The sequence below is a fragment of the Draconibacterium halophilum genome (genome assembly GCF_010448835.1).
Taxonomy (GTDB): Bacteria; Bacteroidota; Bacteroidia; order Bacteroidales; family Prolixibacteraceae; genus Draconibacterium; species Draconibacterium halophilum.
This window is the reverse complement of the sequence record NZ_CP048409.1, coordinates 2,864,110-2,889,788: the sequence shown is the minus strand read 5'-3', so window position 1 is coordinate 2,889,788 and position 25,679 is coordinate 2,864,110. Positions and strand designations below refer to the sequence as shown.

Genomic DNA, 25,679 nt, shown 5'->3' with positions numbered 1-25,679 from the left:
ATTACAATTAATGAGTGTGATTGTTGTGCATATTTATTCTGTTGGCTCCCAGATAAAAGAACCATGCCGCTACCGCCATTAAAACATGACTGGCAGAAATGTGGTTGAACCATTGATGTATAACGATTTCATTCATAAAAAATAAAGCGGCAACAGCTGCAAATGCCACTCCAATAAGCATAAACTTGCTGGCTTTATTACGTGTTTTGATGAATAAAAATCCTTCGAGCGAGAGCACAATAAACATTAAACCATAACCAGAATGAAACTCTACATAAAAAAAATTGAGTGTCACAATGGTTAACGTTAAAAAGGTTAGAAACTCTACAATATTCAGAATACCCAAAATCTTTACAATCTGTTTTGAGAGTTGAATACGAGTGTGTTCAATAGCTGCCCGTTCAACAAACATTATTGAAAACATACTGGTTATCCATCCCGGTAATTTCCAGTAAAAACTAAAATGATACAAAAATGCATGACCGATTAGTCCTCCTAAGGCAGTGGCAATTCCCATAATTAAAAAATAAAGTTTGAAATAGGTAAATACCTTTTCGGGTCTATTTTGCTTGTGAATTTTGTAAGCAAATATAAAACACAACACCGAAACAAGAAGATCGGTGAGTGTAACAACAGGTTCGTCGATTTTGATTCCAAACAGGAATATTGTGTTTATTTCTTCCATTAATTTTTGTGTGTTTAAGTAATTAACACATTATGTTTTAAGAATTATGGATTGCTATTATTTTTGGTCAAAAATGGTACAGATTTTTATTTATTGTTTAGCTTTATCAAAAATCAAAATAACCAACGAGAAATCCAAATTATGAGACAAGCTTGTATTTTTATTTTACTCTCAATTTTAACTTCTTATTTTTCATGGGCTAACCAGCAGCACAACGAAAAACGATTTAATACCGAAAAAGACTTGCTGGTAATGCAATTTGACTGCAAAACTGATGTTGATGATATCCATTCGGCAGCTGCCTTAAAAACTTTATTATCCAATCATGAATTTGATGCAGTCAATTATTTTGCTGTTGCAGGTACATATGGTATTCAGGAAGGATTGTATGTGCCGCCAAATAAGCTGTTTCAGCAAGCGTTTGATGAGAGATGGTCAGATGCACATGCGAACAGAGAAAAAGCGGTTGAGGAGATGAAAAATGTAACGCTGGAATGTTTGCAAAAAGGGGGGAGTGTTTGGATTGCAGAGGCCGGGCAGTCTGATTTTTCAGCAGAGTTAATAAAAGCCATTCAAAAAGAAACACCCGATATTAATACTGCAGAACGAATTCACATTGTGCAACATAGCGACTGGAATGAGGATGTAACCTCGGCAAAAAGCCTGGCTTTTGTGAAAGCACACAGCAATTACCATAAAATACCGGATGGAAATGCCGAAGGTAATGGGACTCCGGGATTTAGAACTCCGGGTTATAGCGCATGGAAAACGAAAGTGCAAGATCCTGAGTTAATAAAGTTGTGGCGGCTGGCTGTTGAAATTGGTTTGAAATACAACGGCAAAGATGGCAGATACAATAATGAAGCCATTGCCAGCGGAGGTCTTGATTTCTCCGACCTCTCCGAAGTTTGCTGGATATTGGGTATTCAGAGCATTAAGGATACGGATGAATTTTTCAATGCTTTCGGGCAATAAGTCTATTAATCAGATCAATATATAGTGCAATAGTAAAAAACATTGGTTGCAAAATAAATCGGTTTCCTCAATTCGAAGCATGGAAATACGCTGTTTAAATCGATGATTTCAAGTTAACGATTAGTAGAGAAGTCGCTTCATCAAAGGTGTTTTTCAATAATTTATTTAGTTTTGGCCCTCGAAATTATTTAATTATGGCTAAAAATAAATTATTATGGGTGGCAGCAATGGCTGTTTTTCTGGCATCATGTGGAGCACCGAAAGTACTTATCACCCAAAAAACTGAAGCAACAAATTTTGAAGCAGCAGGAAATTTTTCGCAGGCAATGGCGGCCTGGGCAAGTTATTTTAATGCAACTGATATTGAGGATGTAGCAGGTGCCGATTTTGCACAAGCGGCAAAAACAGCATTTAAAGCTAATAATTTGGCGCAGGCAATTAGTTGGTTTGATCAGGCAAGGTATAAAAATTATGCCGATGTCGGTATGTATCAAACACTGGCAGCTATATATAAACAACAGGATAATTTATCGAAAGAATTATCGGCACTGGAATATATTACTGAAAATTATGGAACTGAATATAACGAGGTAAATGCCCGCTTATTGGAAATCTACACTGAAATTGATGCGAATGAAAAAGCGCTTAAGGTGTGGAAAATGATGGATAGCGTTTCAAAAAATGAAGAGTCCAACATTGAAAACTATTTTGCGGTAAATAAAGCATTGGAGCACGATGCTGTTTGTGATAGCCTTGCAAATGTATTGCTCGAAAAAAATGCAGATCACCTGGAAGCTCTGGAATGGAACGCCAAAAAATATTACTGGGCCGGACAAAACAGGTACGAGCGCGAAATGGCGAAATACAACAAAAACAAAACCCGTAAAAACTACAACTCGCTTTTAAAAGAACTGGATTTGGTAACTGCCGATTTCAAAAAGGCTTTACCTTATTTAAAAAAGTTGTGGAAAATAAAACCCGGGAAAGAATATGCCGGTTACCTGGCAAATATTTATGCTCGGTTTGGCGATGAAGAAAAGACCGAGTATTATAAAAACTACATGAAATAAAAAACGGGCTGCTAAATCATTTAGCAGCCCGTTTTTTGCTGTTTACTTCTCCATCAAATTATCTTTCAGAAAATTCACCATTTTGTTGTAGAGGTGCATGCTTGTATTGCCACCTCTTATTCCATGGTTTCGGTTGGTATACATGGCCATATCGAACGGTACACCGGCCTGCACCATTTTTTCTGACATCTCGTAAGTGTTTTGTGCATGCACATTATCGTCTGCAGTTCCGTGTATTATCAATAAATTTCCTTTTATATCGCCAGCATGCGAAAGTGGAGAATTCTCGTCATAACCTTCAGGGTTTTCCTCTGGTTTACGCATGTAACGCTCGGTGTACACCGTATCGTAAAAGCGCCAGCTGGTTACCGGAGCAACGGCAATTCCGGCTTTAAACAGATCGCCACCTTTTTCAAGTGTTAACAGTGTCATAAAACCACCATAGCTCCACCCAAAAATCGAGATGTTTTCAGCATCTACATAGGGCAGGGTAGTAAGGTACTTTGCTGCTTCCACCTGGTCGTCCGATTCGTATTTTCCTAGCTGCATATAAGTAACTTTTCTGAAATCTTCGCCACGAGCAGCGGTTCCGCGCGGATCGACACAAACCACAAGAAACCCTTCTTGTGCCAGGTATTCGTTCCAGCTAACGCCTCCCCATGAGTCGGTAACACTTTGCGAATTGGGGCCACTGTACTGTGTCATAAAAACCGGGTATTTTTTCGATGCATCAAAATCGTTGGGTTTTATCATCCAGCCATTCAGCTCAACGCCTTCAGAACTTGTGAAAGTGAAAAATTCCTTTTGAGGAATATTCATATTCTTGATTGTGTTTTTTAATACCGTATTTTTTTGCAGAAAGCGGATTTGCTCGCCTTTTTTATTTTCGTGCAAAGTAATGAAGTTGGGCACTTTAGCACTACTATAGTAATTTATAAAGTATTTAAAATTAGTGCTAAAAACAGCTCTGTTTGTACCTTCAAGAGTCGATAGTTTTCCTTTTTCCTCTTTGTCCTCACTAATGTAATAAACCTCTCGACGCAAAGGAGATTCGGCTGCAGCCTGGTAATAATAAAGTTCCTTATCTTCATCATAACCATAAAAATCTGTTACATCAAACTCACCTTCGGTAAGCTGTGTGATTTCAAAACCTTGTTTATCGTATAAATACAAATGCGACCAACCATCGCGTTCGCTTTGTACTACAAAACTACCATCGGCAAGATAAGTGAATGCATCAAGGAAATCTTCAGCAATGTAACGGTCGTTTTTTTCTGTCAGAAAATTACGTGTGTCGCCGGTGAAGGGATTGGCGTATAGAATATCAATTTGGTTTTGATGACGATTCAGGCGCATCACAACAAGTTCGTTGTCGTCGGGCGTCCATTTTAACCGCGGTATGTAAATATCCGTTTCTTCACCAATATCAACTTTAATTGCAATCTTAGTTTTTACCTCATATGAGTAAACTTCTACCATTGAGTTGGTTTCACCGGCTTTTGGGTATTTAAACGTGTATTCTCCGGGATATAATTTATTAGCGCTGCGTGTTGGTGCTGCACCTGCGTACATAGGCATGGAAAACTCACGTACTTCTCTTTCATCAAAACGAACGTAGGCAAGGAATTTACTGTCGGGCGACCACCAAAATGCTTTGTTGTAGCCAAATTCTTCTTCGTAAACCCAGTCGGGAGCACCATTTATTATCTCGTTATATTTACCATCAGTTGTTGCCTGGTGTGTGCTTCCAAACTTTAAATTCTTGATGAAAATATTATTGTCGCGCACATAAGCAATGTAATTTCCATCGGGAGAAAATGTTGCCAATTGCTGTGCTCCTTTATCCGAGAGTTGTGATAGTTCTTCGGTAACTGAATTCCATACATAAAACTCTGCAGTGTAAGAACGACGATAAATTGATTTGCGCTCGGTTGTAAGTAATATTTTGGTTTCGTCATCGCTGAATTTGTAAGCGGAAAAAGCTGAAATTGGTGCATCGTCTATTTTGGTAATGTCAAAAAGGACTTCAATTTCATCGCCGGTTTTGTAACTGTATTTTACAATTTTTGATTGTTCTTCCAGGGTAGTGTAATGGATGCCATCGTTCATCGAACGCAAGCCATAAACCGACTTTGCCCGAAAAGTGCCTTTTTGAAAAATGTCTTCTAACGAAATTTTTTGTGGCTGTTGCGCTTGTAGCGTAAAAAAAGTCAAAAATATGACCGATAAAATAAGCAGTTTCTTCATTATTTTTGTGTTTTGTATGGTGAACAAAAATAGAAAAATGTTAGTCCAATGTTCAATCTCCAGGCTAATAATAATGAATTTGGCAGAAATTTGAAATAATGGAGTGGTAGTTTTCAGCTAATGCGAAGAGATGTTTTGAGAAGTAGAAGTGGTACGTAACAACATCAATAAAAAAAGGATGCAGACTTGTTACTGGTCAATAACAAGCGCATCCTTTTTCGCTTTAATCCAAATATTTAAATCTATTCTAACAATTCGTAGTCATGCATTTCTTTCATAAACGAAACAAAGTCGTCTTTTTGCTCCGAATCCATCCATTTCATGGCACTGCGTGGATGTTCGTTCATGGCTCCGGTAATCAGATATGGAATATGGTAACCCCAATCGATTTTTTGCTGCCATGGTTTTACATGTGTCTGAATCGCGTCAAGTAGCGGTAACAACCTGTATTTCGGGTTTTTAAGAAATGCGATGAGAATCTCAATGGGGCAGTTGCCGGCACCGCGTCCCATTCCTAATAAAGTGGCATCAAGCATAGTAACGCCATTGATCAGCGATGTTACTGTGTTTGACATCGCTAACTGCATATTGTTGTGCGCATGAATACCCAACTCTTTACCGGGCATTGCTGCTGCATATTTTTTTACCAGCTTCTCAATGCTTTCGCAATACAAACTGCCAAAACTGTCCACCACATAAATTATTGGTACGCGCGATTTTGCCAAGTCGGCCAACGCTTCATCCAGGTCGGCTTCATTCACTTTCGAAACGGCCATTAGGTTTATAGTAACCTCATAACCTTTGTCCATGCAGTGCTCTGCGAGCCAAATGGCTTTATCTACCTGATGGCAGTAACAGGCAACGCGCATCATGTCAATCAGACTTTCGTTTGCAGGAGGAATGTCAGCCGGATCAATGCGACCAATGTCGGCCATTGCCGAGAGTTTTAAACTCGTATCGTTATCGCCAACAACACGACGTAAGTCTTTATCATCGCAAAATTTCCATGGTCCAACTTCATCTCTCGAAAAAGCCGATTCGCTACTTTTGTAACCAATTTCCATGTAATCTACACCTGCCTCAACGCAACCCTTATAAACACCACGCACAAAATCGTCGCTAAACTGCCACTTGTTCATCAGTCCCCCGTCGCGAACTGTACAATCCATTACTTTTATGTCTGCTTTATACATTACTTATTTTTTTTCCTTTAATAATTCCATTTCATGATTAATGTTGCTTTCAACCAAAAGGGTGTAAATCTGCTCAAAAACGTCGGCATTTAATCCCTTCGATTCTGCCCACTTTCGGCGTAGTTGAATTACTGCATCTTTTCGTTCCTGTGCAATAATTGCATTTTTGTCGTTTTTAAAACGAACAATTGCTTCAACATATTTGTGTCTTTCGGCAAAAAGCAAAATTATGTGCTCATCAATTTTATCAATCTCCTGTCGTATTTCCTCAAGAGACTGACAGTTATCCGGATCTTTGAACTCCATATTTTTAAAAGTTATAATCTTTTGATAGTATTGCTGTCTGTCACAAAGAAATCAATAAAATGTCGATAAAAGAATTAATATGCAATCTAATGTGGCTATTTGGTATTAATTTAAACAATAAAATGATAAATATATTTCAATATGAAAGTACTGGACGCGCTTCATATTCTGGTGGAAGTTGTTTGTGGTTTTTATGAAGTAGGGATTTAACACTGCAGTGTTGAAAAAACGTTACAATTGCCCAATATGCAAGTCCACTATGCTTTATTGTATGGATTGATTGATTATCTTTGCCGCGCAAAAGTAATTTAGGTTTGGATAAGAAGATTTTTATTACGAAAACTTCTGACTGTATTTGATTTACAACAATTGGAATAACAGATGGATTTCAATAGCAATATTGAAACAAAAAATAGTAACAGTAAAATGATAAAAATTACACTTCCTGACAACAGTGTACGCGAGTTTGCAGAGCCTGTTAGTGGTTTAGAGATTGCCAAATCGATCTCGAACCGCCTGGCAAAAGATGTGCTGTCGATTTCGGTTGATGGCGATGTTTGGGATTTGTCGCGGAAAATTGATCGCAATGCCAGCATCAAACTGCACACGTGGGACGACAGAGAAGGTAAAGAAACTTTTTGGCACTCTTCAGCGCACCTAATGGCTGAAGCTATTGAAGTTTTTTACCCGGGTACTAAATTTGGTATTGGTCCAACTGTTGAAACAGGATTTTATTACGATATCGATCTACCTGACGGAAAAGTTCTTTCTGAAAAAGACTTGCAAAAAATCGAGCAAAAAATGCTTGAATTGGCGCGTCAGAAAAATAATATTGTGCGCTCCGAAATTTCGAAAGAAGATGCTTTGGACATGTTCACTAACAAAAACGATGAGCTGAAACAGGAGTTGATTAGTGAATTGGAAGACGGAACTATAACTTTGTACAACCAGGGGAATTTTACCGATTTGTGCCGCGGGCCACACTTGCCAAATACCAGTTATATTAAAGCTATTAAATTAACGGCTATTGCAGGTGCATATTGGCGTGGCGACGAAAAAAATAAAATGCTTACCCGTGTTTACGGTGTTACTTTTCCAAAAGCAAAAATGCTTACGGAATACCTGGAAATGCTGGAGGAAGCAAAAAAACGCGACCACCGAAAAATTGGTAAGGAAATGCAATTGTTTATGTTCTCAGAATCTGTAGGACAAGGACTTCCTCTGTGGTTGCCAAAAGGTGCACAATTGCGGGAGCAACTGGAGAATTTCCTGAAAAAAGTGCAAAAGAAATATGGTTACGACCAGGTGATGACACCGCATATTGGCGATGTAAAGTTATACAAAACGTCAGGTCACTACCAAAAATACGGACAAGATTCTTTTCAGCCGATAAGTACACCGGCAGAAGGAGAGGAGTACTTACTGAAGCCGATGAACTGCCCGCACCACTGCGAAATTTACAAAGCATGGCCCCGTTCGTACAAAGACCTTCCGGTGCGTATGGCCGAGTTTGGTACTGTTTACCGTTATGAACAAAGTGGCGAGTTGCACGGTTTAACTCGTGTACGCAGTTTTACGCAGGACGATGCACATATTTTCTGTCGTCCGGATCAATTGAAAGATGAGTTTAAGAAAGTAATCGATATTATATTTATCATTTTCAAAGCATTAAACTTTGAAAATTATACAGCGCAAATTTCGTTGCGCGATCCCGAAAAACCCGAAAAGTACATCGGGTCGCCCGAAAACTGGGACAAAGCAGAAGAGGCAATTATTGAAGCTTGCGAAGAAAAAGGATTGAATACGGTTACCGAATTGGGAGAAGCTGCATTTTACGGCCCAAAACTCGATTTTATGATTAAAGATGCATTGGGGCGAAGCTGGCAGTTAGGAACTATTCAGGTTGATTATAACCTTCCGGAACGTTTCGAACTGGAATATATTGGTGCCGATGATAACCGTCATCGCCCGGTAATGATCCACCGCGCACCTTTCGGATCGATGGAACGTTTTGTGGCTGTGTTAATTGAGCACACAGCAGGTAAGTTCCCGCTGTGGCTAACACCAGAGCAAGTGGTAGTATTACCTATCAGTGAAAAGTATAACGATTATGCTAAAAAAGTTTCAGAATTTCTAAATATTTCCGATATTCGCACCGTTGTTGATGATCGTAACGAAAAGATTGGTAGGAAGATACGAGACAACGAATTAAAACGAATTCCTTATCTGTTGATTGTAGGAGAAAAAGAAGCAGAGTCGGATTCCGTTGCTGTGCGCCGACAAGGCGAAGGCGACAAAGGAATAATGACAATGGAGGAGTTCGCAGAATTTATTAATAAAGAAGTAAGAGATCAATTATCAGGATTGTATAACTAACTTAAGGAGGAACGCATTATAGCTATTAAAAGAAGAGGTCCGAGAAGAAAATTCCAGCCACGAAGAGAGCAGGAACCGCAACACCGGATTAACCACAAGATCAGGGTGCCACAAATTCGTTTAGTGGGAGAGAATATTGAAAATCCAGGAGTTTATCCATTACGAGACGCATTAAAAATTGCCGACGGATTGGAATTGGATTTAGTAGAAATTTCACCAAAAGCTGATCCACCGGTTTGTAAAATTATTGATTACTCGAAGTTTCTTTATCAGCAGAAAAAGAAACAAAAGGAGATGAAAGCAAAAACCACAAAGGTTGTGGTAAAAGAAATACGTTTTGGTCCGCAAACTGATGAGCACGATTTTCAGTTTAAACTAAGACATGCTGAAAAATTCCTTCAGGACGGAGCAAAAGTGAAAGCGTTTGTATTCTTTAAAGGACGGTCGATCTTATTTAAAGACCAGGGCGAAATTCTATTGCTGAGATTGGCAACAGAACTTGAAGAATGGGGAACCGTTGAGCAAATGCCAAAACTGGAAGGAAAGAGAATGACAATGTTTATTTCACCTAAAAAGAAATAAGTTTCGCACGAGACTTGTTTTTGGGGTTAAACCATATATAATAAAGTTCTTTGATAACATTTTAATTAGTAGGAATTATGCCAAAAATGAAAACGAATTCCGGTGCTAAAAAGCGTTTTAGAATAACCGGAAGTGGTAAAATTAAAAGGAAGCACGCCTACAAAAGTCATATTTTGACTAAAAAAAGTAAAAAGCGTAAGCGTAATTTGACTTATTGGACAACTATCGATAAGACAAATGAAAGCAACGTAAAACTTTTGTTGTGCATGAAGTAATCAATCATTTTTGATTGATCTTTAATAAACCTTTTAATTGAGAGAGGTAAAAGAGTTAAAACCAGATAATTGTGCTTTAAAGTATTCCCGATAAAATTGGGAGGCGCCGATTATCAAAAAAGTAAAAAGTATGCCAAGAAGTGTAAATCATGTAGCATCACGCGCCCGAAGAAAAAAATTACTGAAAAAAACTAGAGGTTATTTCGGTTCGCGTAGTAACGTTTGGACGGTTGCAAAAAATACCTGGGAAAAAGGTCAACAGTTTGCGTACCGCGATAGAAAAGTAAAAAAGAGAACATTCCGTGCATTGTGGATTCAGCGTATTAATGCTGCCACGCGATTGGAAGGAATGTCGTATTCACAATTCATGGGATTGTTAAAAAAGAACGACATTGAAATTAACAGGAAAGTACTTGCCGATTTGGCCATGAACCAACCTGAGGCGTTCAAAGCAATCGTTGAAAAAGTAAAATAAAGACTTTATTATTTAGGTGAAATACATTGAAGCCCCGACGGTACCGTCGGGGCTTTTTTTATGACTTTTTTGGGTTCGAAATGTCTTGCCTAAAATTACTTGTCACCTCAATCTTATCGAATAATTTTAATCAGATTTATAAGAAACAACTATTTATTGTGGCTTTTTTCTAATGCGTAAGTTGCAAAAGATGCCAGCCAATGCGCTCCGGCGTATTCTCCGGAATCCATTTTTTCGAAACTGTAGTTAAAATGGGTATCTGCAAAATCTACCAATTTTTGGTTATTTAAGGCGTAGCCCATTTCGAACAAACACCAGGCACGGCTAAAGTTTAAGCCGTCAAGGTGAGCGAGTTTACCATCACTTCGGTCGGTTACTTTAGCAATTTCAAGGAATTTATCAGGGTGTTTTTCAAACTTTGGCAGAAATGTTTTAAGCCACTGTTTAAATTCTTTTTGAGGTAGTATTTTTAACATGATCGATGCTTCCTGTAAGCATGGCGAAAGAAAATCAAATCCACCCGGCTCCCAGGTTAGCGGGCAATCACAATCAGAACTGTAATATTCTCTTGCTTTTCTTTCAATTTTAGTTGCCAGTGCAGTATTGTATTTTTTTGCCCAATCGTAAGCAAACGACATTCCGAAAGCAATATTACTGTGTTCGCCAATTCTAATGGGGTAAATCAACTTGTCAAGGAATTCTCCAAATTTACCCGACAGCAGATTAACCAGCGGCGAGAGGTTCGCCTGCAATTCCAGTGCTACCGGATCATCCCATTCGCGCAAAGCTTCATCGAGTTTTAGCAACCAGGCCCAGCCATAAGTCCGTTCGTAGGTATTGTTGTGTTCATCGTCGAAATAGGCAACTTCCTTCAGGATATTTTCAGCAGTAATATTATTCTTTAGTTTTTTTATAATCTCATCGCGGTGTTCAAAATCCGGAAATTCAGTCAGAATCTTTACCAAAGTCCAATGTCCGTGCACCGAAGAATGCCAGTCGAAGCACCCATAAAATGCAGGATGCATAACACGTGGCGGTTCCAGATAACTGTCATCACCCAACACATGCCCGGTTTTATTTGGATATTCCTGGTCGATACATTCGTAGGCAAAATGATACAGGTATTCAACTTTCTTTTGATCGAACGTAAGTTTTGAATTTTGAGCAGAAAGCAGATTGGTCATAAATAGAAATAGTAGTGTAATCGATAATCGCATAGTACATTACATTTTTATATGATGAAATTAAAAACAATTCTCGATAACCATTAACAATTCCGGTACTTATCGTTTAACCCAATGTTTTGATTTATCATTGGAATGATCTTTTTCAACCTCGACTGTTTGGTTTTCGCCTGTTTTGCATGTGCGATATAATCAGCAAATTCGCGTTGTTTACCCGGCGAGAATTCCTGAAATGAAAGCTTTAAATGATTATCCTGATTAAGGACTTCTTCCAATTCGGGCGGAATGATTAGCTTTTTATTTCGGTTGACTTTAACTCTTCTATTTTGCTTTTCATTGGCGATTGCTTCGTTTGCATAGGCTATAATTTTTTCCGCATCAATATCGTCGACAGTTACAAAACGCCACTGCCGCAATGCTTTGGTTTTATCGTTTTGTGCATTAAAAAGTACTTTTGCTTCGTCTTTTAACAATGCCCCTGAAAGAACCAAATAGCCACGTGTTCTTTAAAAACACCAAGGCCGATAACATTTTTTCCATTAACAGTGTAACACGGAGCTCCCCATTTTATGGTTTCTGAAAGTTCAGTGGATTTTAGCAAATCGCGGAGAACCATTAAAATATCCTGCCTCGATTGGGAATTCAGAATATATTCTTGTACGGTTTTTGAGCGCTGCATAAAACCTTATTTTTTCCGGGTAAAAATTGCAATGATTGCCGAAGTTACTATTCCCATTACAGGGGCGAAGATTATACTTTGTATCATATAACTTCTTAGATTAAAGTAAGCTTCAGCTTCTTCCTGAGATTTCAAACCATTTGCAACAGCATAGTCAATCATATTCTCGAAATAATGCGGTGTGATAACTTCAATAGTTAGATATTGAGTAAGAGGAGTAAGTATTGTAACACCCAAAGTAATGATTAACCCGCTTATAAACCCCTGAATCCAGGTCATTTTTCCATTAAAAGAATTCTTTCGTTTGTCGAGTAGAGCAACTACATAAACAACAACTGCTACAATGGCGAAGAAGTTGGTTACAATGGCGTGCTTTGAGATATTCTCATCGTGAAGCCCGGCTATTCTTTCTCCAAACATCCACACTAACTGAATGACGGCAAATAAAATGGCCCATTTAATTTCAATTGCAAATTTCTTCATAAATACGTAAGTATTGGTTCGTTAAAAAGAATGAATAAGTAGGCTTTATTGTTCAATTGCTATCTTGGTTTTGAACGCTTTTTTTCGCTTAGCACCAATTTTATCATTTTTCCAAACTCTTTATCACGCTGCCGTTTTTCGTACACTGTGCTGCTAAAATACTCCTGTTCGCGTTTTAGTTTCATGTAATTTTGGTAGACTTCTTCACTTAATTCGCCACTTTCAATGGCTGCTAATACTGCACATCCCGTTTTATTGCTGTGGTTGCAATCACTAAATTTACATTCTGAAGTTAGTTCAGAAATAGCATCAAAGGTCATTTCTAAAGCATCGGATGAGTCTGTAACTCCCAATTCGCGCATCCCCGGTGTGTCAATTACAATACTATCATTCTCCAAAACAAACAACTCACGATGACTGGTTGTATGCCTGCCTTTGCTGGTACTTTCGCTAATGGAACGTGTTTCGAGAACTTCCTTATCAAGCAGATGATTTATAATTGTTGATTTACCAACGCCTGATGAGCCAAGAAAACAATAGGTTTTAAATGCTTCGAGTTCCTTTTTCAAAAGATCAAAACCTTGTTTTGTTTCGTTGCTTAAAGCAATTGTTTTAATATTCTTAATCCGTTTTTTAACATCGTCGAGTAGTTCTTTACATTCGCTTTCCTCAATTAAATCAGTCTTTGAAAGGACCAATACCGGTTGAATATTGCCGGCATAACAAACTGCCAGATATCTTTCTAAACGATTCGGGTTGTAATCGTGACCAACAGCTTGTACAATAAATGCCACGTCAACATTGGCTGCAATAAGCTGTATATCGCCATGCTTACCAACAGCCTGGCGTTCGAGTTTTGAGAATCGGGGAAAGATTTCAAGAATGATCGCATTCTCGTCGTCCATAGGTGTAAAGCGAACCCAGTCGCCAACTGTCGGGAAATCAGCACCTGATTGCGCTGCAAACCGGATATTACCCGTTATTTCGGCTTTAAATACTGAAGTACCGCCCTGAATAATATAACGTTCCTTGTGCACTGTTATAACCCGCGCAAGCTCGTTAAGTGAAATTCCATTCTCCTTAATGTAGTTTTCAATCGAAACAGGAAGTAGTTGTTTTTTCATGATCAAAAGGCTTAATTGATAAATTTACACTTTTCGTTGTTTCCATTTTCCTTTTCGGAATAAATACAATGCGGTGATCGCCAAAAAAGATTCTGCTATTACAATCGACAAACTGGCACCAAACAAGCCCATATTTAGCACAATTGCCAGGAAATAGGCCAGTGGTATCTCGAACAACCAGAAGCTTACAAAATTGATTTTTGAAGGGGTAATAGTATCGCCGCTGCCATTAAAACCTTGCATCAAAACCATTCCCAGCGCATAAAACAGGAAACCAATACTAATCACACGCAGCGCCAGTGTACCATTGTCAATTACGGCAGTTTCGCCAATAAATAGTTTTATCCAGAACTCAGGGAAAACAGCCAGTATTATTCCCATAAGGCCCATAAAAATCATATTTACATAGCCGGTTATCCATACTGATCGTTCAGCACGCTCGGGCTGATTGGCACCAAGGTTTTGCCCAACAAGTGTTGATGCTGCATTGCTAAGTCCCCATGCAGGAAGCAGCGCGAAAATTATTATACGAATGGCAATGGTATAGCCGGCAAGTGCTTCCGGGCCGGAAACAGCAATAATACGTACGAGAAAAATCCAACTCGACGTTGCAATAAGGTTTTGCAATATTCCTCCACCTGATATTTTCACCAGTTTCAACATTACATTAAAACGTACTTTCAAACTGTGCCAGTAAAGCCTTATTCGGTGGTGTCCGCTAAACAATAAATAAAACTGGTACAATACTGCCAATCCGCGACCAATGGTAGTCGCAACAGCTGCTCCTGTCAGTCCCATTTCAGGGAAAGGACCGTATCCAAAAATAAGTAATGGGTCGAGAATAATATTGATAATATTGGCCAGCCACATCACCCGCATGGAAATGGCTGCATCTCCGGAACTACGAAAAACAGCGTTAATAATAAACAGCAGCATGATTACGGCATTACCGCCAAACATGATGGCAGGGAAGAGGTAACCTTCCTCAGCCATCGTATCAGTTGCGCCCATTAGTTTTAAAAAATCGGCGGCAAATAAAACGCCGGGAATGGCAATACAAACTGAAAATATAAAGCCTACCAGCATGGACTGAAAAGCTACAACACCGGCTTGTTTTTTATTTTTCTCTCCAATTCTTCTTGAAACAAGTGCAGTAGTTGCTACGCTAAGTCCTATGCCAATGGCGTAAACAATGGTCATTACAGATTCGGTGAGTCCAACCGTTGCCACAGCATCGGCGCCTAATTTCGAAACAAAAAAGATATCAACTACGGCGAATACGGATTCCATGATCATTTCCAGCACCATAGGAATAGCCAGAATAAAAATAGCTTTGCCGAGGCTGCTTTTAGTGAAATCTCGCTCGGTACCTCCAATTGCTTCTTTTACATCGACCCATAATTCTTTAAAATCGATGTCTTTTAGTTGTTGTAAAGACAAAACATTTGCTCTTTTGAGTAACATGGTAAAAATATGGAAATAAATGAATTAACTAATTGAATAATCTCTATGGGCCAACCTTAGAACGGTCGGCAATTGGTGACGGCGATATTAATTGAGTTATTCATTTTTAGTTTTCATTTATTTGAATGCGACAAAGTTATGGAAATTAATTCTTATAAAGCAAATCAAATTTCAATAAATTTTTATTCGTCATTCTATTGAACACTTCGAACCGATCAATGTTAATAAGCTGAAAAGTAGCTACAAATGAATCCTAAACTAATTTATGTTTTTCTTTTTTTTGCACTTGTTTCATGCAATTACAAAAATCACTTCCCATCAAAAAAATCGGAACGTATATTAACCGGCAATACAACTGTAACACAACAGTATAGTAATAATTATGGGCCCTTTGAAACCCTTTTTACTTTTGTAACCCAGTTTGAGTCGCAAAATCCAGCATTTGATTTACAGGCATTTGAAAACGAATACGATCAATTTTTAAATAAAAAAAGTGAGGGTTTTAAAAATATTCAGGCATTACCAGCCTGGGTTGAAATAAACGGATTGTTGCTGGAATTAACCGGTAAAGAAAAATACGCTCAAGTATTAGAAGACCTTTCTGAAAAAGGGACTTTGACGGAATACATAAAACATTTCATTCTAACAAAATATGTTGATCATATTTATGTGAACCTGTTTGAGCCAATTGAAATAAGCTATAATCATACACTTGGTGGAGAAGTTACTTTCCGGCAGGAAACGTCATACCCCGAATCGGGAAGTGTGCGATTACACTTCGAAATGACAGAACGACGTTACATTGAGTTGAATATACGAATTCCGGAATGGGCAGAGGGAACAAGCGTTACCGTAAAAGGAGTAAAGTATTTTACACAACCCGGCACTTATTGTTTTATTGCTAAAAAATGGAAACAAGGCGATTTGGTAGAAATTGAGTTACCAATAGAAAAATATCCGGTGCGTTTGCCTTAATATCGAATCAAGTCTTTGATAATACGTCAAGCTGAACTTGTTTCAGCATCTTTGTTTATCTAAAGATTCCGAAATAAATTCGGAATGACGACTTTAACGGAAGAGTTAGAGTTATTACTAGCAGTTCGGCAAGGCATCAAAAATGGCTAGTCCGCCTTCCGATGTTTCGCGGTACTTACTTTGCAAATCTATTCCTGTTTTATACATGGTTTCCACCACTTCATCAAAACTAATCCGGTGACGTCCGTCGGTTAGTAAAGCGTAATTGTTATGAGATACCGCACGTTCAGCAGCAAATGCATTACGCTCGATACACGGAATTTGCACCAATCCAGCTACCGGATCGCAGGTAAGTCCCAGGTGATGTTCGAGGCCCATTTCTGCGGAATATTCAATTTGATAAATGGTACCGCCCATCATTTGCGTAGCGGCGCCTGACGCCATTGCACATGCGGTTCCAACCTCTCCCTGGCAACCTACTTCAGCTCCCGATATTGATGCGTTTGTTTTTACAAGGTTCCCAATAACGCCGGCGGTTGCCAGTGCCCTAAGAATGGTTGTTTTGTCGCTTTTGTGAATTTTTTTAAAATACTTTAAAATGGCAGGCAGAACACCACTGGCACCACAAGTTGGTGCAGCTACTATTTTTCCACCGGCAGCATTTTCTTCCATAACTGCCAATGCATAGGAAAACAGTTGCGAACGTCGCTTAAAAGGTGTTGCAAAGTTATGCCCTTTAGTATTGAAACTCTGCGCTTTTCGTGGAAGTTTTAAACCACCCGGCAATACTCCATCGGTTTTCAAACCGCGTTTAATACTGTCGAACATTACATGCAAAACTTCCTCCAAATAGTCCCAGATGTCCGGTTCTTCGAATTCGGCAACATATTCCCAGAAACTTTTTCCGTTACGGTTACACCAGTCTAATATTTCGGCCATGGTGGTATGCTCGTACACCTCAACGGTTTCCGATTTGGTGAAATCATCAATAATAGCACCACCGCCAACGCTGTAACATGTCCAGTCTTTCAACAGCTCACTTTCACTGCTAAAAGCCTTGAAACGCATGGCATTTGGATGTCCGGGAAGAAAGGTTTTTGGTTCCCAGTTAATTTGCAATGGACGATTGCCGAAACTTTGTTCGATGGCATAATCGGTGAGGTGGCCTTTTCCTGTAGCTGCCAGACTGCCAAACAAGGTTACCTCAAAACGATCTGCATTTTTGTTTTCCGCCAAAAACTTCTCGGCAGCTTTTTTGGGCCCCATCGTATGACTGCTGGAAGGGCCATGTCCTATTTTGTAGATTTCTTTTATCGATTCCATTGTCTAAATTGTCTTGTGCAAATGAAAGCTACAAATTTGAGATTCACAATGATTTTTGCGAGTTTTCTGATGAATGAATCATAGATATTTTTAAAACCTATTTCCGGGGCTAACTCGTGTAATTTAGCTTCTATTATATCTATGATTGATAAGTATATTTATTATTTTTATAAGTCTAATTCAATAATCTATAAAAGAATGAAAAACCTAAGCCTTTTTATACTGATTCTATTATTTATATCTTGTTCAAGTAAACAGGAAAAAGAAATAGAAATGCCTTTTTCAAAATCCGATTTTGAGAGTATGATCGACGGGAAAACAACCCAACTTTTTATTTTAAAAAATAAAAATGGAATGACGGTTGCAATGACCAATTACGGAGCAAAAATTGTTTCGATTTATGCGCCGGACCGAACCGGGATGTTCGCTGATGTGCTTTTAGGATTTAAATCGATTGAAGAGTACCAGAAATATGGCGCAAGTCATGGGGCTGTGGTTGGGCCTTTTGCAAATAGAATTGCCAATGCCAGTTTTACAATCGATGGCGAAACGTATCATTTTCCGGTAAACAATGGAGAAGCTTGTTTACATTCAGGGCCGGATAGTTGGTACCGAAAAGTTTGGGATTACAAGGAAAATGAAAACTCAGTTGTTTTTAGCCTGGAAAGCGCTGATGGAGAATTTGGCTTTCCGGGAAATAAAGAAGTGCAGGTTACCTATACTTTAACTGACGAAAACGAGTTGAAAATTGACTATAAAGTGACAACAGATAAAGCATGTCATTTTAATTTAACGAATCACAGTTATTTTAATTTGCGAGGTGAAGGAAACGGCGATATTCTTGACCATGTTCTTGTAATTAATGCTGATAAATCAACTCCGGTGGGGAGTTCGGCAATGATTCCTACAGGTGAAATTACGGACATCAGAGGAACAGCTCTGGACTTTACTATTCCGCATAAAATTGGTGAAAGAATTGATAGTGACCATCCTATGTTACAGTATGGAATTGGTTACGATTTTAATTATATTATTAATAAAGCTGAAGGTGAACTTGCTTTTGCAGCAAGTGCTTATGAGCCTGAAAGTGGCCGATACATGGAAGTGAGTACAACTGAACCCGGTGTGCAGTTATATACTGGCAACCATTTAAAAGGTACTGAAATAGGAAAAGCTGGAAAAGAATATACAAAAAGAACCGGTTTTTGTTTGGAGACCCAGCATTATCCTGATAGTCCAAATCAACCCAATTTCCCAACTACATTGTTAAAACCAGGTGAGACTTTAAAGTCTACTACTATTTACAAATTCTCAGTAAAATAAGAAATAAAGCAAACGAAAAAAGAGGAGATACACTATGTGTCTCCTCTTTTTGTATAAGGTTATTCTTTTATTTCTTGTCTTTTACCCGCATAAAACGGAACATATTCATGATCCAATTCGGAAGCGGGTGGTAGCCACGTTTGCGGAAATCGATATACCAGCCTATTTTTTTGATAATTGGTATTTTATGTGTTTCTACAAATTCGATCAATGTACCTTCGGGTGCCTGGATATAAGCAAAGTTTCCGGCGGCTTCGCCCATGTCGAATGATTCGGTAGCTTTTGCACTGTCAACAGTAAAAGGATAACCAATGGCTTTTGCTTTTTCGCGAAACTGATCCATGCCGTTTATATCGAAACAAAGGTGAATAAAACCCGGATCTCCCCAAATTCTTCCTTCGTAAATGTCTTTTGGTTTGTAATCAAACGCCTGAACCAGCTCGATAACCGACTGTCCAAAAAACGGGCTAAAAGCGCCTTGTTTAACATCCGAATGACGCAACAAAACTCTGCGGAATTTTTTGTCTCCACCAGGGATGCCTTTTAAATCTTCAAAAACTTCTGTTTTATCGTATACAATTTCATCGTATTGCAGAATATTCTGGTAAACCTTCAAACTGGAGTCAATGTCTTTTACCCCTATTACCGTTCCGAGCACTCCGCCACTTAACGATTTTTCTTTTTTACGGAAAACACCTTCCTGGTCTTTTATTTCCCACATGTTTCCATAAATATCCTTCATGAAAAAGTGATCGTTGCCAGCCGGATCTTTTGAAATAGGAGTGAGCAGATTGAGTTTCGATGCTTTGAATTTATCGTAAACGGCCTGAACATTCTCGGTTTTTATTTTGCCAATATTAATGCCTAAATCACCCAGTTGAATTTCAAAATTGATTGGCTCAGGCTTTTTTCCGGTGTGTTGCCATATTTCAAAACCTCCGCCACCTTGCATATTAAGCGCCAATACAGCTCTTCTGTCGCGTGTTTTTCCTGCTGTATGCGCCAGCATCAATTCCGCCGTCGCTTCATCTTCAAACATTCTAATATCCATAGAGAAATGTTCGCGATACCATTTCCATGCCTCCTGAAGATTTTCAACACCAACTCCTAGTTGCTGGATTCCGTTAATTTGTGCTTTCATACTCGCTTAATACTTATAAATTATAGTGGTTTCACGCGCGAAGCCATGTAGTAATACAAACGCGGCAGAAACCGACGGATGTGTACCATAATAACCTCTGAACCACCTACCAATATTTCTTTTCTTTCTTTTTTCAGTTTTTGGCAAATCACTTTTGCACATTTTTCTGCCGACATTCCGGAGTCTTGTCCGGCATCCATTTTCGAATGTGTTTTGCCCTCTTTATCGATTGCATTCACCGATATATTTGTTTTTATACGTCCGGGAATGATAATCGATACTGCGATCTTGTTTTTTGTGTTCTCGGCCCGTAAACTTTCGAAAAAACCGTGTAGTGCTTGTTTCGATGCAGAGTACGACGACCTATACGGAAAACCAAATTTACCAACAATACTTGATGTTACGGCAATTTGCCCGCCGCCATTTTTAATCATTTGCGGTAAAACCTTTTTAGTTAATGCGATGGTTCCAAAATAATTTACTTCGAAAATTTTACGATCGACACTAACCGGAGTTTCAGCTACAAACGAACGCTGACTGATACCACCAAACTGGTATAGTGCATCAACTTTTATGTTGTTTTCTGAAATGAATTGAGCAGCAGTTTCAATGGATTGTTCGTTGCCCAAATCAAAAGGCAAAACAATTGTTTGACAACCGTTTTTTACGCAGATTTTTTCGGTCTCTTTTAAGGCCTGTTCTTTTCTGCCTGAAAGAATGAGCGTTACATTATTCGACGACAACTCAACAGCTACCGCTTTCCCAATGCCCGATGATGCTCCTGTAATCCATATTGTTTTTCCGGAAAAATCCATTTATTACATACTTTCAGCGTGCCACGAAGATAACAGAATATTCAGCTGAACAAAACGATTACAACTGATTTTACCACCTTAAAATTAAAAAAGTTAAGATTCTGAAAATGTGATTTTGATTTGTATTGCCTCTTAATTGTTAAGTTTCTGATTTAGGCTCTGAAAGCCTTCGCCAAGTATTTCTTTAGTGTCCATAACGGTAATAAATGCATCGGGATCAATTTTACTGATAAACTCCTGTAAAATGGCTACCTCGCGTCGACTAACAACCGTATAAATAATCTGTTTTTGTTCTCCGGTAAACATGCCTTCTCCATTCAGGTATGTCCCGCCACGTTCCAAATCTATCAACAGTTTTTCTTTTATCTCTGCATGTTTTCGCGAAACAATAATAAGAGCTTTGTTATAACTGACGCCTTCAAGTGCAGTGTCAATCAGTTTTCCACAGATATAAATTACAATTAAAGAGTAGAGTGGGATTGCCCAATCGCCAAACGCAATTAATCCAAATAAAACAATTACCGAATCAACATAAATCATCAGTCTGCCAATCTGTATGTGTGTGTATTTGCCAATGATCATGGCAATAATATCCGATCCGCCGGAAGTAGCACGCGACTTAAAAATCAATCCTAAACCGAAGCCCATCAGCACGCCACCAAATAAGCAAGATAAAAGAATATCGTCCACCAATGGAACTTTTGCATCAGGGCGCATAAGAGTAAGAAAATCAGTGAAAACAGCCGTTAACACCGAACCTGTGATCGTTTTAATTCCAAAACGTGGTCCTAGAATTTTAATCCCGGCAATAATCAGTGGAATGTCAATCAATAGTGCAAAAGTACCTACCGGTATTCCCTCGGGCCAAAAGGAGAAAACGCCTGCTGTTAAATAATGCACTACAATGGCAATACCATAAACACCGCCGGGAACAATTTTATGTGGTGTAACAAAAAATACAAAAGCGGTTGCCAATATAAATGAGCCGGTGACTAAAAGCAGGTTGTCCTGAATCCACTTTTTACTGAAAATTTTGTCTTTTGTTAAGAATGCCATTGCGCTGAAATTTTTCGCAAAAGAACACAATTTTAATGGATTAAAAAACAGATAATTGTCAGCAAATAATGATCGTTAAAAACAACAACTAAGGAAGGTTGTTTTGCTAAAATATGGAAGATATGTACTTGGTTTTCGCTTTGAAGACTAATCGAGTGTAAAGCGATAAGAAATTGTTCCTTGCTGAAATGCCGGCGCATCTTCGTCAAGATTAAATTTTGCTTTTAAAGCAGCCTGTTTGGCTTCGTCCCAAAATACTTTATTGGCAATTGTTGTTCCACGCACACCGGGTTCGGCTGAGGTTACTTTGCCATATTTATCGACCGTAACTTTTACAACTACAATTCCTGCATCGTTGGCTGGGTAGTTGGGTTTTGGGAGTGATTTTGCCGATCGTCCTGATAAACTGAACGAAATACCCGACCCCTGATTTCCGGAGCCGCTGCCACCATCGCCATAATTTCCTGAATTTGGATCGCCGGTTGGAACGCCCTGGTTTCCTCCTGGGAAAGTAACTCCCTGGCTTTGGCCCTCGCCGCTACCGGTTCCTCCGTCGCCCGATCCGCTGTTGGCAAATGCACCTTGTGTACGCGAGTTTATTTCAGAAATTTTTCGTTCTTCTTCTAATTTTCGCTGGCGTTCAGCCTCTTCACGTGCTTTACGTTCGGCTTCTTCGCGGGCAATTCTTTCTGCCTCTTCTTTTTGCTGGCGTTCAATTTCTTCTTGTCGTTGACGTTCTATTTCTTCCAATCGTTTTTGCTCTGCTTCTTCGGTTCGTTTACGTTGTATTTCTTGCTGTTGCTTACGCCTTTTTTCTTCCAGCTCTTCTTGACGTTTACGCTCTTCTTCCTTTTTCTTTTTCTCGGCGGCATCAATCGCTACCGTTTCTTCGTAATCCTGAGTCATTGCCACTTCCTCGGCAGGTTCAGGCTCCGACGTTTCTACAGGAGGTGGAGGAGTTTGTTTTACAGGTGGGGGCGTAGATTGTTTTTGTGCCGATTGAGGTGGAGGAGGAGATGTTTGTTGTTGCCTGCGTGCCGGACTTGGTTCGCGGTTGCCTAATCCGGTTTCTGAATCACCAAAGTTAACCAGAATACCTTCTTCTCCGGGGAGAGGAAGTGGTGTAAAAAAACCAAGTACAAGCAATAATATCAGCACGATTACGTGAAAAATAATCGTTCCGGCAAGTCCTTTTTTCTTTTCGCTATATTCCTCTCTCTCTATCATCTACTTTTCTATTCAGCCGATGTTGCCAGTATCATCTTATACTTATTTCGGCGGGCAATGTTCATAATTTTTACGACCTCGTTAACAGGCACCTGTTGGTCGGCATGTAAGGAGATAAAAATATCATCGTTGCCTGAACCAAACTTATTTTTTAAAAATGGTTCAATTTCGGCAAAGTTTATTCGCTGAAGATTATTATCGTCGTTAATATAGTATTTCAAATCGGATGTAATCGATATGGTTGTGATTGGCTTGGCTGCTGTTTGATTGTTACTTTGTGGGAGCAACAGCTTCAATGCATTTGGCGCAATCAGTGTAGAGGTAACCATAAAGAAAATAAGCAACAGAAATACAATGTCGGTCATTGACGACATGCTAAATGCAGCATTTACTTTATTTCTCTTTTTTAGTGCCATTTACTTCAGGTTATGCTGGTTCGTTTAACAAATCCATAAATTCAGAAGTGGTAGCTTCCATTTTAAAAACCACTTTTTCAACATTCGCAACAAGAATATTGTAGGCGAAGTATGCAATAATACCAACTATCAATCCGGCAACTGTAGTTACCATTGCCTGGTAAATACCAGTTGAAAGAAGCGTTACATCAATATTGTTTCCAGCGTTCGACATATCGTAAAATGCCTGAATCATTCCCATAACTGTGCCAAGAAATCCGATCATCGGAGCTCCACCGGCTACCGATGCCAAAACCGGAAGTCCTTTCTCCAATTTTGAGATCTCGAGGTTACCTACATTTTCAATGGCGGCATTTACATCTGTTAGTGGCCGGCCAATACGGCTGATACCTTTTTCCAACATACGCGAAGCAGGGTTTGGATTGCTACGGCAAAGTGCAATCGCGGCATCAATCTTACTTGTAGTAATGTAAACTTTTATTTTCTCGAGCAAACTTGAATCAAACCTCCCGGCTTTTTTAATGGCAAAATATCTGTCGAAAAAAATGTAAACGGCAACTACCGATAAAAACAAAATCGGGAGCATAATCCATCCACCTTTCATCGCCAGATCGATAAATTTTGTTGAAATGCCTTCCGGCTCGGTTGCCATAGCCTCCATCTCTTGCGGAAGATCAGCTTGAATCATCAATAAATTAAACATGTTTATCCAATTATTTTTTTTACAATTCTAAAATAAAAACGAGGTATAACCTCAAATATTATACCTCGCTAAAATAAGCAATATTTTTACCGCTTTGTTTGCTTTGTCAGTCCTATGTTATTTAGTTATGAACAACTGTTTTTTGATAGTTTACAAGCCAAACATAACGTAATAAGTTGCAGCACCTGCCAAATAACCTATAAAGGCCAGCCAGCTGATTTTTTTCAGGTACCATATAAAATCGATTTTTTCAAGTCCCATTGCAGCAACACCGGCAGCCGAACCAATAATTAATATACTGCCACCGGTACCTGCTGTATATGCCAAAAATTCCCAGAATGGACCGTCTTGAACGAAAGCAACCTGGTAACCAACAGCACCGGCATCGGCAATTGGGTACATACCCATTGCGCCAGCAACCAGCGGAACATTATCAACAACTGAAGAAAGTACGCCAATAGCAAGGTCGATCAAGTAAATATTTCCAAGATTATTATCGAGATAAGTTGCCAGAATATTTAAATGCCCTGCAGATTGTAATGCCGCAACTGCCGAAAGTATACCAAGGAAAAACAATACGGTTGGTACATCAACACGCTGAAGAACAGCTGTAACTTTAAGTTTATCTTTAATTGCTTTTGGCTTGTCTTTATGCACTATTTCGCCAACAACCCATAAAAGACCTAATGAAAGTAGCATTCCCATATAGGGTGGCAAGTGTGTGGCCGTTTTAAATACAGGCACAAACAGCAGTCCACACACCCCTAATATCAGGAATAAAATTCGTTCTTTTTCAGTAGTGTATTCTATTTCATCTTCAGCAATTACCGGACGGGCAACATTGCCTTTCATTGTGACGGAAAGTATTGCTAGCGGAACAACCATACATACCAAGCTAGGTAAGAATACATTAGCAATAATATTACCGGCTGTTACCTGAGCACCAATCCACAACATAATGGTAGTTACATCTCCAATTGGCGACCATGCTCCACCGGCATTGGCCGCAAGTATAACCATGCTGGCAAAGAACCAGCGGGTTTGTTTATCATCGATAAGTTTTCGGAGTAATGCAACAAGAACGATTGTTGTTGTAAGGTTATCGAGTAATGCCGACATGAAAAATGTAAGTAAACTAAGTATCCATAGTAGTTTAACTTTATTAGTAGTCTTAATTTTGTCGGTAATAATTTTAAATCCTTCGTGTTGATCAACAACTTCAACAATGGTCATTGCGCCGAGCAGGAAGAATAAAATCTCACTAATTTCTCCTAAGTGATGAATTATTTCAGATTCAACAATAAACTCATGTGCAGCATGTAATCCATGCGAATCGGGATGAGCGGCTAGAAATGCTTTCCATGTTGGGCTAAATCCCAGGTGTAAAATACCTTCAGCACCAAGAACATAAACAACCCAGCATAATGTGCCAATAATTAAAGCCGATGCAGCTTTATCGACTTTTAGAGGATGCTCCAGTGCTATTGCAGTATAACCCAGAACAAATACGACAACCATTAATATAAACATAATATAAAAAGTAGTTTGATTTTTTTTTTGGGCAACAAAAGTACTTGAAGTT

26 protein-coding genes are annotated in these 25,679 nt (G+C 39.0%); 8 read left to right on the top strand and 18 right to left on the bottom strand.

What is annotated here, in order from left to right; genetic code table 11:
- Positions 1–7: 7 nt before the first annotated feature.
- Positions 8–685, bottom strand: a complete 678-nt coding sequence (locus tag G0Q07_RS11550) for a DUF6962 family protein (RefSeq protein ID WP_163346235.1) — start codon at positions 683–685, stop codon at positions 8–10.
- A gap of 141 nt (positions 686–826) precedes the next feature.
- Here G0Q07_RS11550 and G0Q07_RS11545 point away from each other — a divergent pair, with 141 nt between their 5' ends.
- Together G0Q07_RS11545 and G0Q07_RS11540 are read left to right on the top strand one after the other, a co-directional pair.
- Positions 827–1,660: a hypothetical protein gene (locus G0Q07_RS11545; protein WP_163346234.1), complete on the top strand. Its 834-nt coding sequence runs from the start codon at positions 827–829 to the stop codon at positions 1,658–1,660.
- Positions 1,661–1,854: 194 nt separating this feature from the next.
- Positions 1,855–2,730 carry a hypothetical protein gene (locus G0Q07_RS11540; RefSeq protein WP_163346233.1) on the top strand — a complete coding sequence of 292 codons (876 nt, stop codon included), beginning with the start codon at positions 1,855–1,857 and terminating at the stop codon, positions 2,728–2,730.
- Between the two features lie 42 nt (positions 2,731–2,772).
- On the opposite strand, the gene G0Q07_RS11535 is transcribed toward G0Q07_RS11540, so the two are convergent.
- From G0Q07_RS11535 to G0Q07_RS11525, 3 genes are all read right to left on the bottom strand, one after another.
- Complete coding sequence (locus tag G0Q07_RS11535) at positions 2,773–4,977, bottom strand: S9 family peptidase (RefSeq protein WP_163346232.1); 2,205 nt, start codon at positions 4,975–4,977, stop codon at positions 2,773–2,775.
- Between the two features lie 242 nt (positions 4,978–5,219).
- Positions 5,220–6,170, bottom strand: a complete 951-nt coding sequence (locus G0Q07_RS11530) for an aldolase catalytic domain-containing protein (RefSeq protein ID WP_163346231.1) — start codon at positions 6,168–6,170, stop codon at positions 5,220–5,222.
- A gap of 3 nt (positions 6,171–6,173) precedes the next feature.
- Complete coding sequence (locus G0Q07_RS11525) at positions 6,174–6,476, bottom strand: chorismate mutase (RefSeq protein WP_163346230.1); 303 nt, start codon at positions 6,474–6,476, stop codon at positions 6,174–6,176.
- A gap of 426 nt (positions 6,477–6,902) precedes the next feature.
- Between G0Q07_RS11525 and thrS the strand changes: the two genes are divergently transcribed.
- The 4 genes from thrS (at position 6,903) to rplT (ending at position 10,184) form a co-directional block, all read left to right on the top strand.
- Positions 6,903–8,852, top strand: a complete 1,950-nt coding sequence (gene thrS / locus G0Q07_RS11520) for a threonine--tRNA ligase (protein WP_163346229.1) — start codon at positions 6,903–6,905, stop codon at positions 8,850–8,852.
- A gap of 15 nt (positions 8,853–8,867) precedes the next feature.
- Positions 8,868–9,434, top strand: coding sequence for a translation initiation factor IF-3 (infC, locus tag G0Q07_RS11515; protein WP_317165147.1), 567 nt, complete (start codon positions 8,868–8,870; stop codon positions 9,432–9,434).
- 77 nt (positions 9,435–9,511) lie between these two features.
- Positions 9,512–9,709, top strand: a complete 198-nt coding sequence (gene rpmI, locus G0Q07_RS11510) for a 50S ribosomal protein L35 (protein WP_163346228.1) — start codon at positions 9,512–9,514, stop codon at positions 9,707–9,709.
- Positions 9,710–9,839: 130 nt separating this feature from the next.
- A complete protein-coding gene (rplT, locus tag G0Q07_RS11505) occupies positions 9,840–10,184 on the top strand; it encodes a 50S ribosomal protein L20 (RefSeq protein WP_163346227.1) in 345 nt (114 codons plus the stop codon).
- Positions 10,185–10,333: 149 nt separating this feature from the next.
- On the opposite strand, the gene G0Q07_RS11500 is transcribed toward rplT, so the two are convergent.
- From G0Q07_RS11500 to G0Q07_RS11480, 6 genes are read right to left on the bottom strand one after another with little or no spacing between them, the layout of a single operon-like run.
- Positions 10,334–11,401 carry a DUF2891 domain-containing protein gene (locus tag G0Q07_RS11500; protein WP_163346226.1) on the bottom strand — a complete coding sequence of 356 codons (1,068 nt, stop codon included), beginning with the start codon at positions 11,399–11,401 and terminating at the stop codon, positions 10,334–10,336.
- A 50-nt stretch (positions 11,402–11,451) separates the two neighbouring features.
- Positions 11,452–11,859, bottom strand: a complete 408-nt coding sequence (locus G0Q07_RS11495) for a YdeI/OmpD-associated family protein (RefSeq protein ID WP_203532527.1) — start codon at positions 11,857–11,859, stop codon at positions 11,452–11,454.
- On the bottom strand, positions 11,835–12,047 hold the full coding sequence (locus G0Q07_RS20330) for a DUF1801 domain-containing protein (protein ID WP_203532526.1): 213 nt from the start codon (positions 12,045–12,047) through the stop codon (positions 11,835–11,837). The genes G0Q07_RS11495 and G0Q07_RS20330 overlap by 25 nt, the downstream gene beginning before the upstream one ends.
- Positions 12,048–12,053: 6 nt before the next feature.
- On the bottom strand, positions 12,054–12,530 hold the full coding sequence (locus tag G0Q07_RS11490) for a DUF4199 domain-containing protein (protein ID WP_163346225.1): 477 nt from the start codon (positions 12,528–12,530) through the stop codon (positions 12,054–12,056).
- 59 nt (positions 12,531–12,589) lie between these two features.
- Positions 12,590–13,654: a ribosome small subunit-dependent GTPase A gene (gene rsgA / locus G0Q07_RS11485; protein ID WP_163346224.1), complete on the bottom strand. Its 1,065-nt coding sequence runs from the start codon at positions 13,652–13,654 to the stop codon at positions 12,590–12,592.
- A gap of 24 nt (positions 13,655–13,678) precedes the next feature.
- The gene (locus G0Q07_RS11480; RefSeq protein WP_203532525.1) at positions 13,679–15,094 is read right to left on the bottom strand and encodes an MATE family efflux transporter; all 1,416 of its coding nucleotides are present in this window, start codon (positions 15,092–15,094) and stop codon (positions 13,679–13,681) included.
- A 270-nt stretch (positions 15,095–15,364) separates the two neighbouring features.
- On the opposite strand from G0Q07_RS11480, the gene G0Q07_RS11475 reads away from it, so the two are divergent.
- Positions 15,365–16,093, top strand: coding sequence for a beta-L-arabinofuranosidase domain-containing protein (locus G0Q07_RS11475; RefSeq protein ID WP_163346222.1), 729 nt, complete (start codon positions 15,365–15,367; stop codon positions 16,091–16,093).
- Positions 16,094–16,210: 117 nt separating this feature from the next.
- Here the strand turns inward: G0Q07_RS11475 and G0Q07_RS11470 are convergent, their stop codons facing one another.
- On the bottom strand, positions 16,211–17,416 hold the full coding sequence (locus G0Q07_RS11470) for an L-serine ammonia-lyase (RefSeq protein ID WP_163346221.1): 1,206 nt from the start codon (positions 17,414–17,416) through the stop codon (positions 16,211–16,213).
- A gap of 273 nt (positions 17,417–17,689) precedes the next feature.
- Between G0Q07_RS11470 and G0Q07_RS11465 the strand changes: the two genes are divergently transcribed.
- Entirely contained in the window at positions 17,690–18,739 is a 1,050-nt protein-coding gene (locus tag G0Q07_RS11465; RefSeq protein WP_203532524.1) for an aldose epimerase family protein, read from the top strand.
- A gap of 67 nt (positions 18,740–18,806) precedes the next feature.
- Here G0Q07_RS11465 and G0Q07_RS11460 read toward each other — a convergent pair whose 3' ends face one another.
- The 7 genes from G0Q07_RS11460 to nhaD form a co-directional block, all read right to left on the bottom strand.
- Positions 18,807–19,880 (bottom strand): VOC family protein, encoded by a 1,074-nt coding sequence (locus tag G0Q07_RS11460; protein WP_163346219.1) that lies wholly within the window; start codon positions 19,878–19,880, stop codon positions 18,807–18,809.
- Positions 19,881–19,900: 20 nt separating this feature from the next.
- Complete coding sequence (locus G0Q07_RS11455) at positions 19,901–20,695, bottom strand: SDR family NAD(P)-dependent oxidoreductase (protein WP_163346218.1); 795 nt, start codon at positions 20,693–20,695, stop codon at positions 19,901–19,903.
- 132 nt (positions 20,696–20,827) lie between these two features.
- Positions 20,828–21,751: a YitT family protein gene (locus tag G0Q07_RS11450; protein ID WP_163346217.1), complete on the bottom strand. Its 924-nt coding sequence runs from the start codon at positions 21,749–21,751 to the stop codon at positions 20,828–20,830.
- 147 nt (positions 21,752–21,898) lie between these two features.
- Positions 21,899–22,978, bottom strand: a complete 1,080-nt coding sequence (gene tolA, locus G0Q07_RS11445; protein WP_163346216.1) for a cell envelope integrity protein TolA — start codon at positions 22,976–22,978, stop codon at positions 21,899–21,901.
- Between the two features lie 8 nt (positions 22,979–22,986).
- On the bottom strand, positions 22,987–23,394 hold the full coding sequence (locus G0Q07_RS11440; protein ID WP_163346215.1) for an ExbD/TolR family protein: 408 nt from the start codon (positions 23,392–23,394) through the stop codon (positions 22,987–22,989).
- A 10-nt stretch (positions 23,395–23,404) separates the two neighbouring features.
- Positions 23,405–24,097: a MotA/TolQ/ExbB proton channel family protein gene (locus G0Q07_RS11435; protein WP_163346214.1), complete on the bottom strand. Its 693-nt coding sequence runs from the start codon at positions 24,095–24,097 to the stop codon at positions 23,405–23,407.
- Positions 24,098–24,247: 150 nt separating this feature from the next.
- Positions 24,248–25,627 (bottom strand): sodium:proton antiporter NhaD, encoded by a 1,380-nt coding sequence (gene nhaD / locus G0Q07_RS11430; RefSeq protein ID WP_163346213.1) that lies wholly within the window; start codon positions 25,625–25,627, stop codon positions 24,248–24,250.
- Between the last annotated feature and the right edge of the window lie 52 nt (positions 25,628–25,679).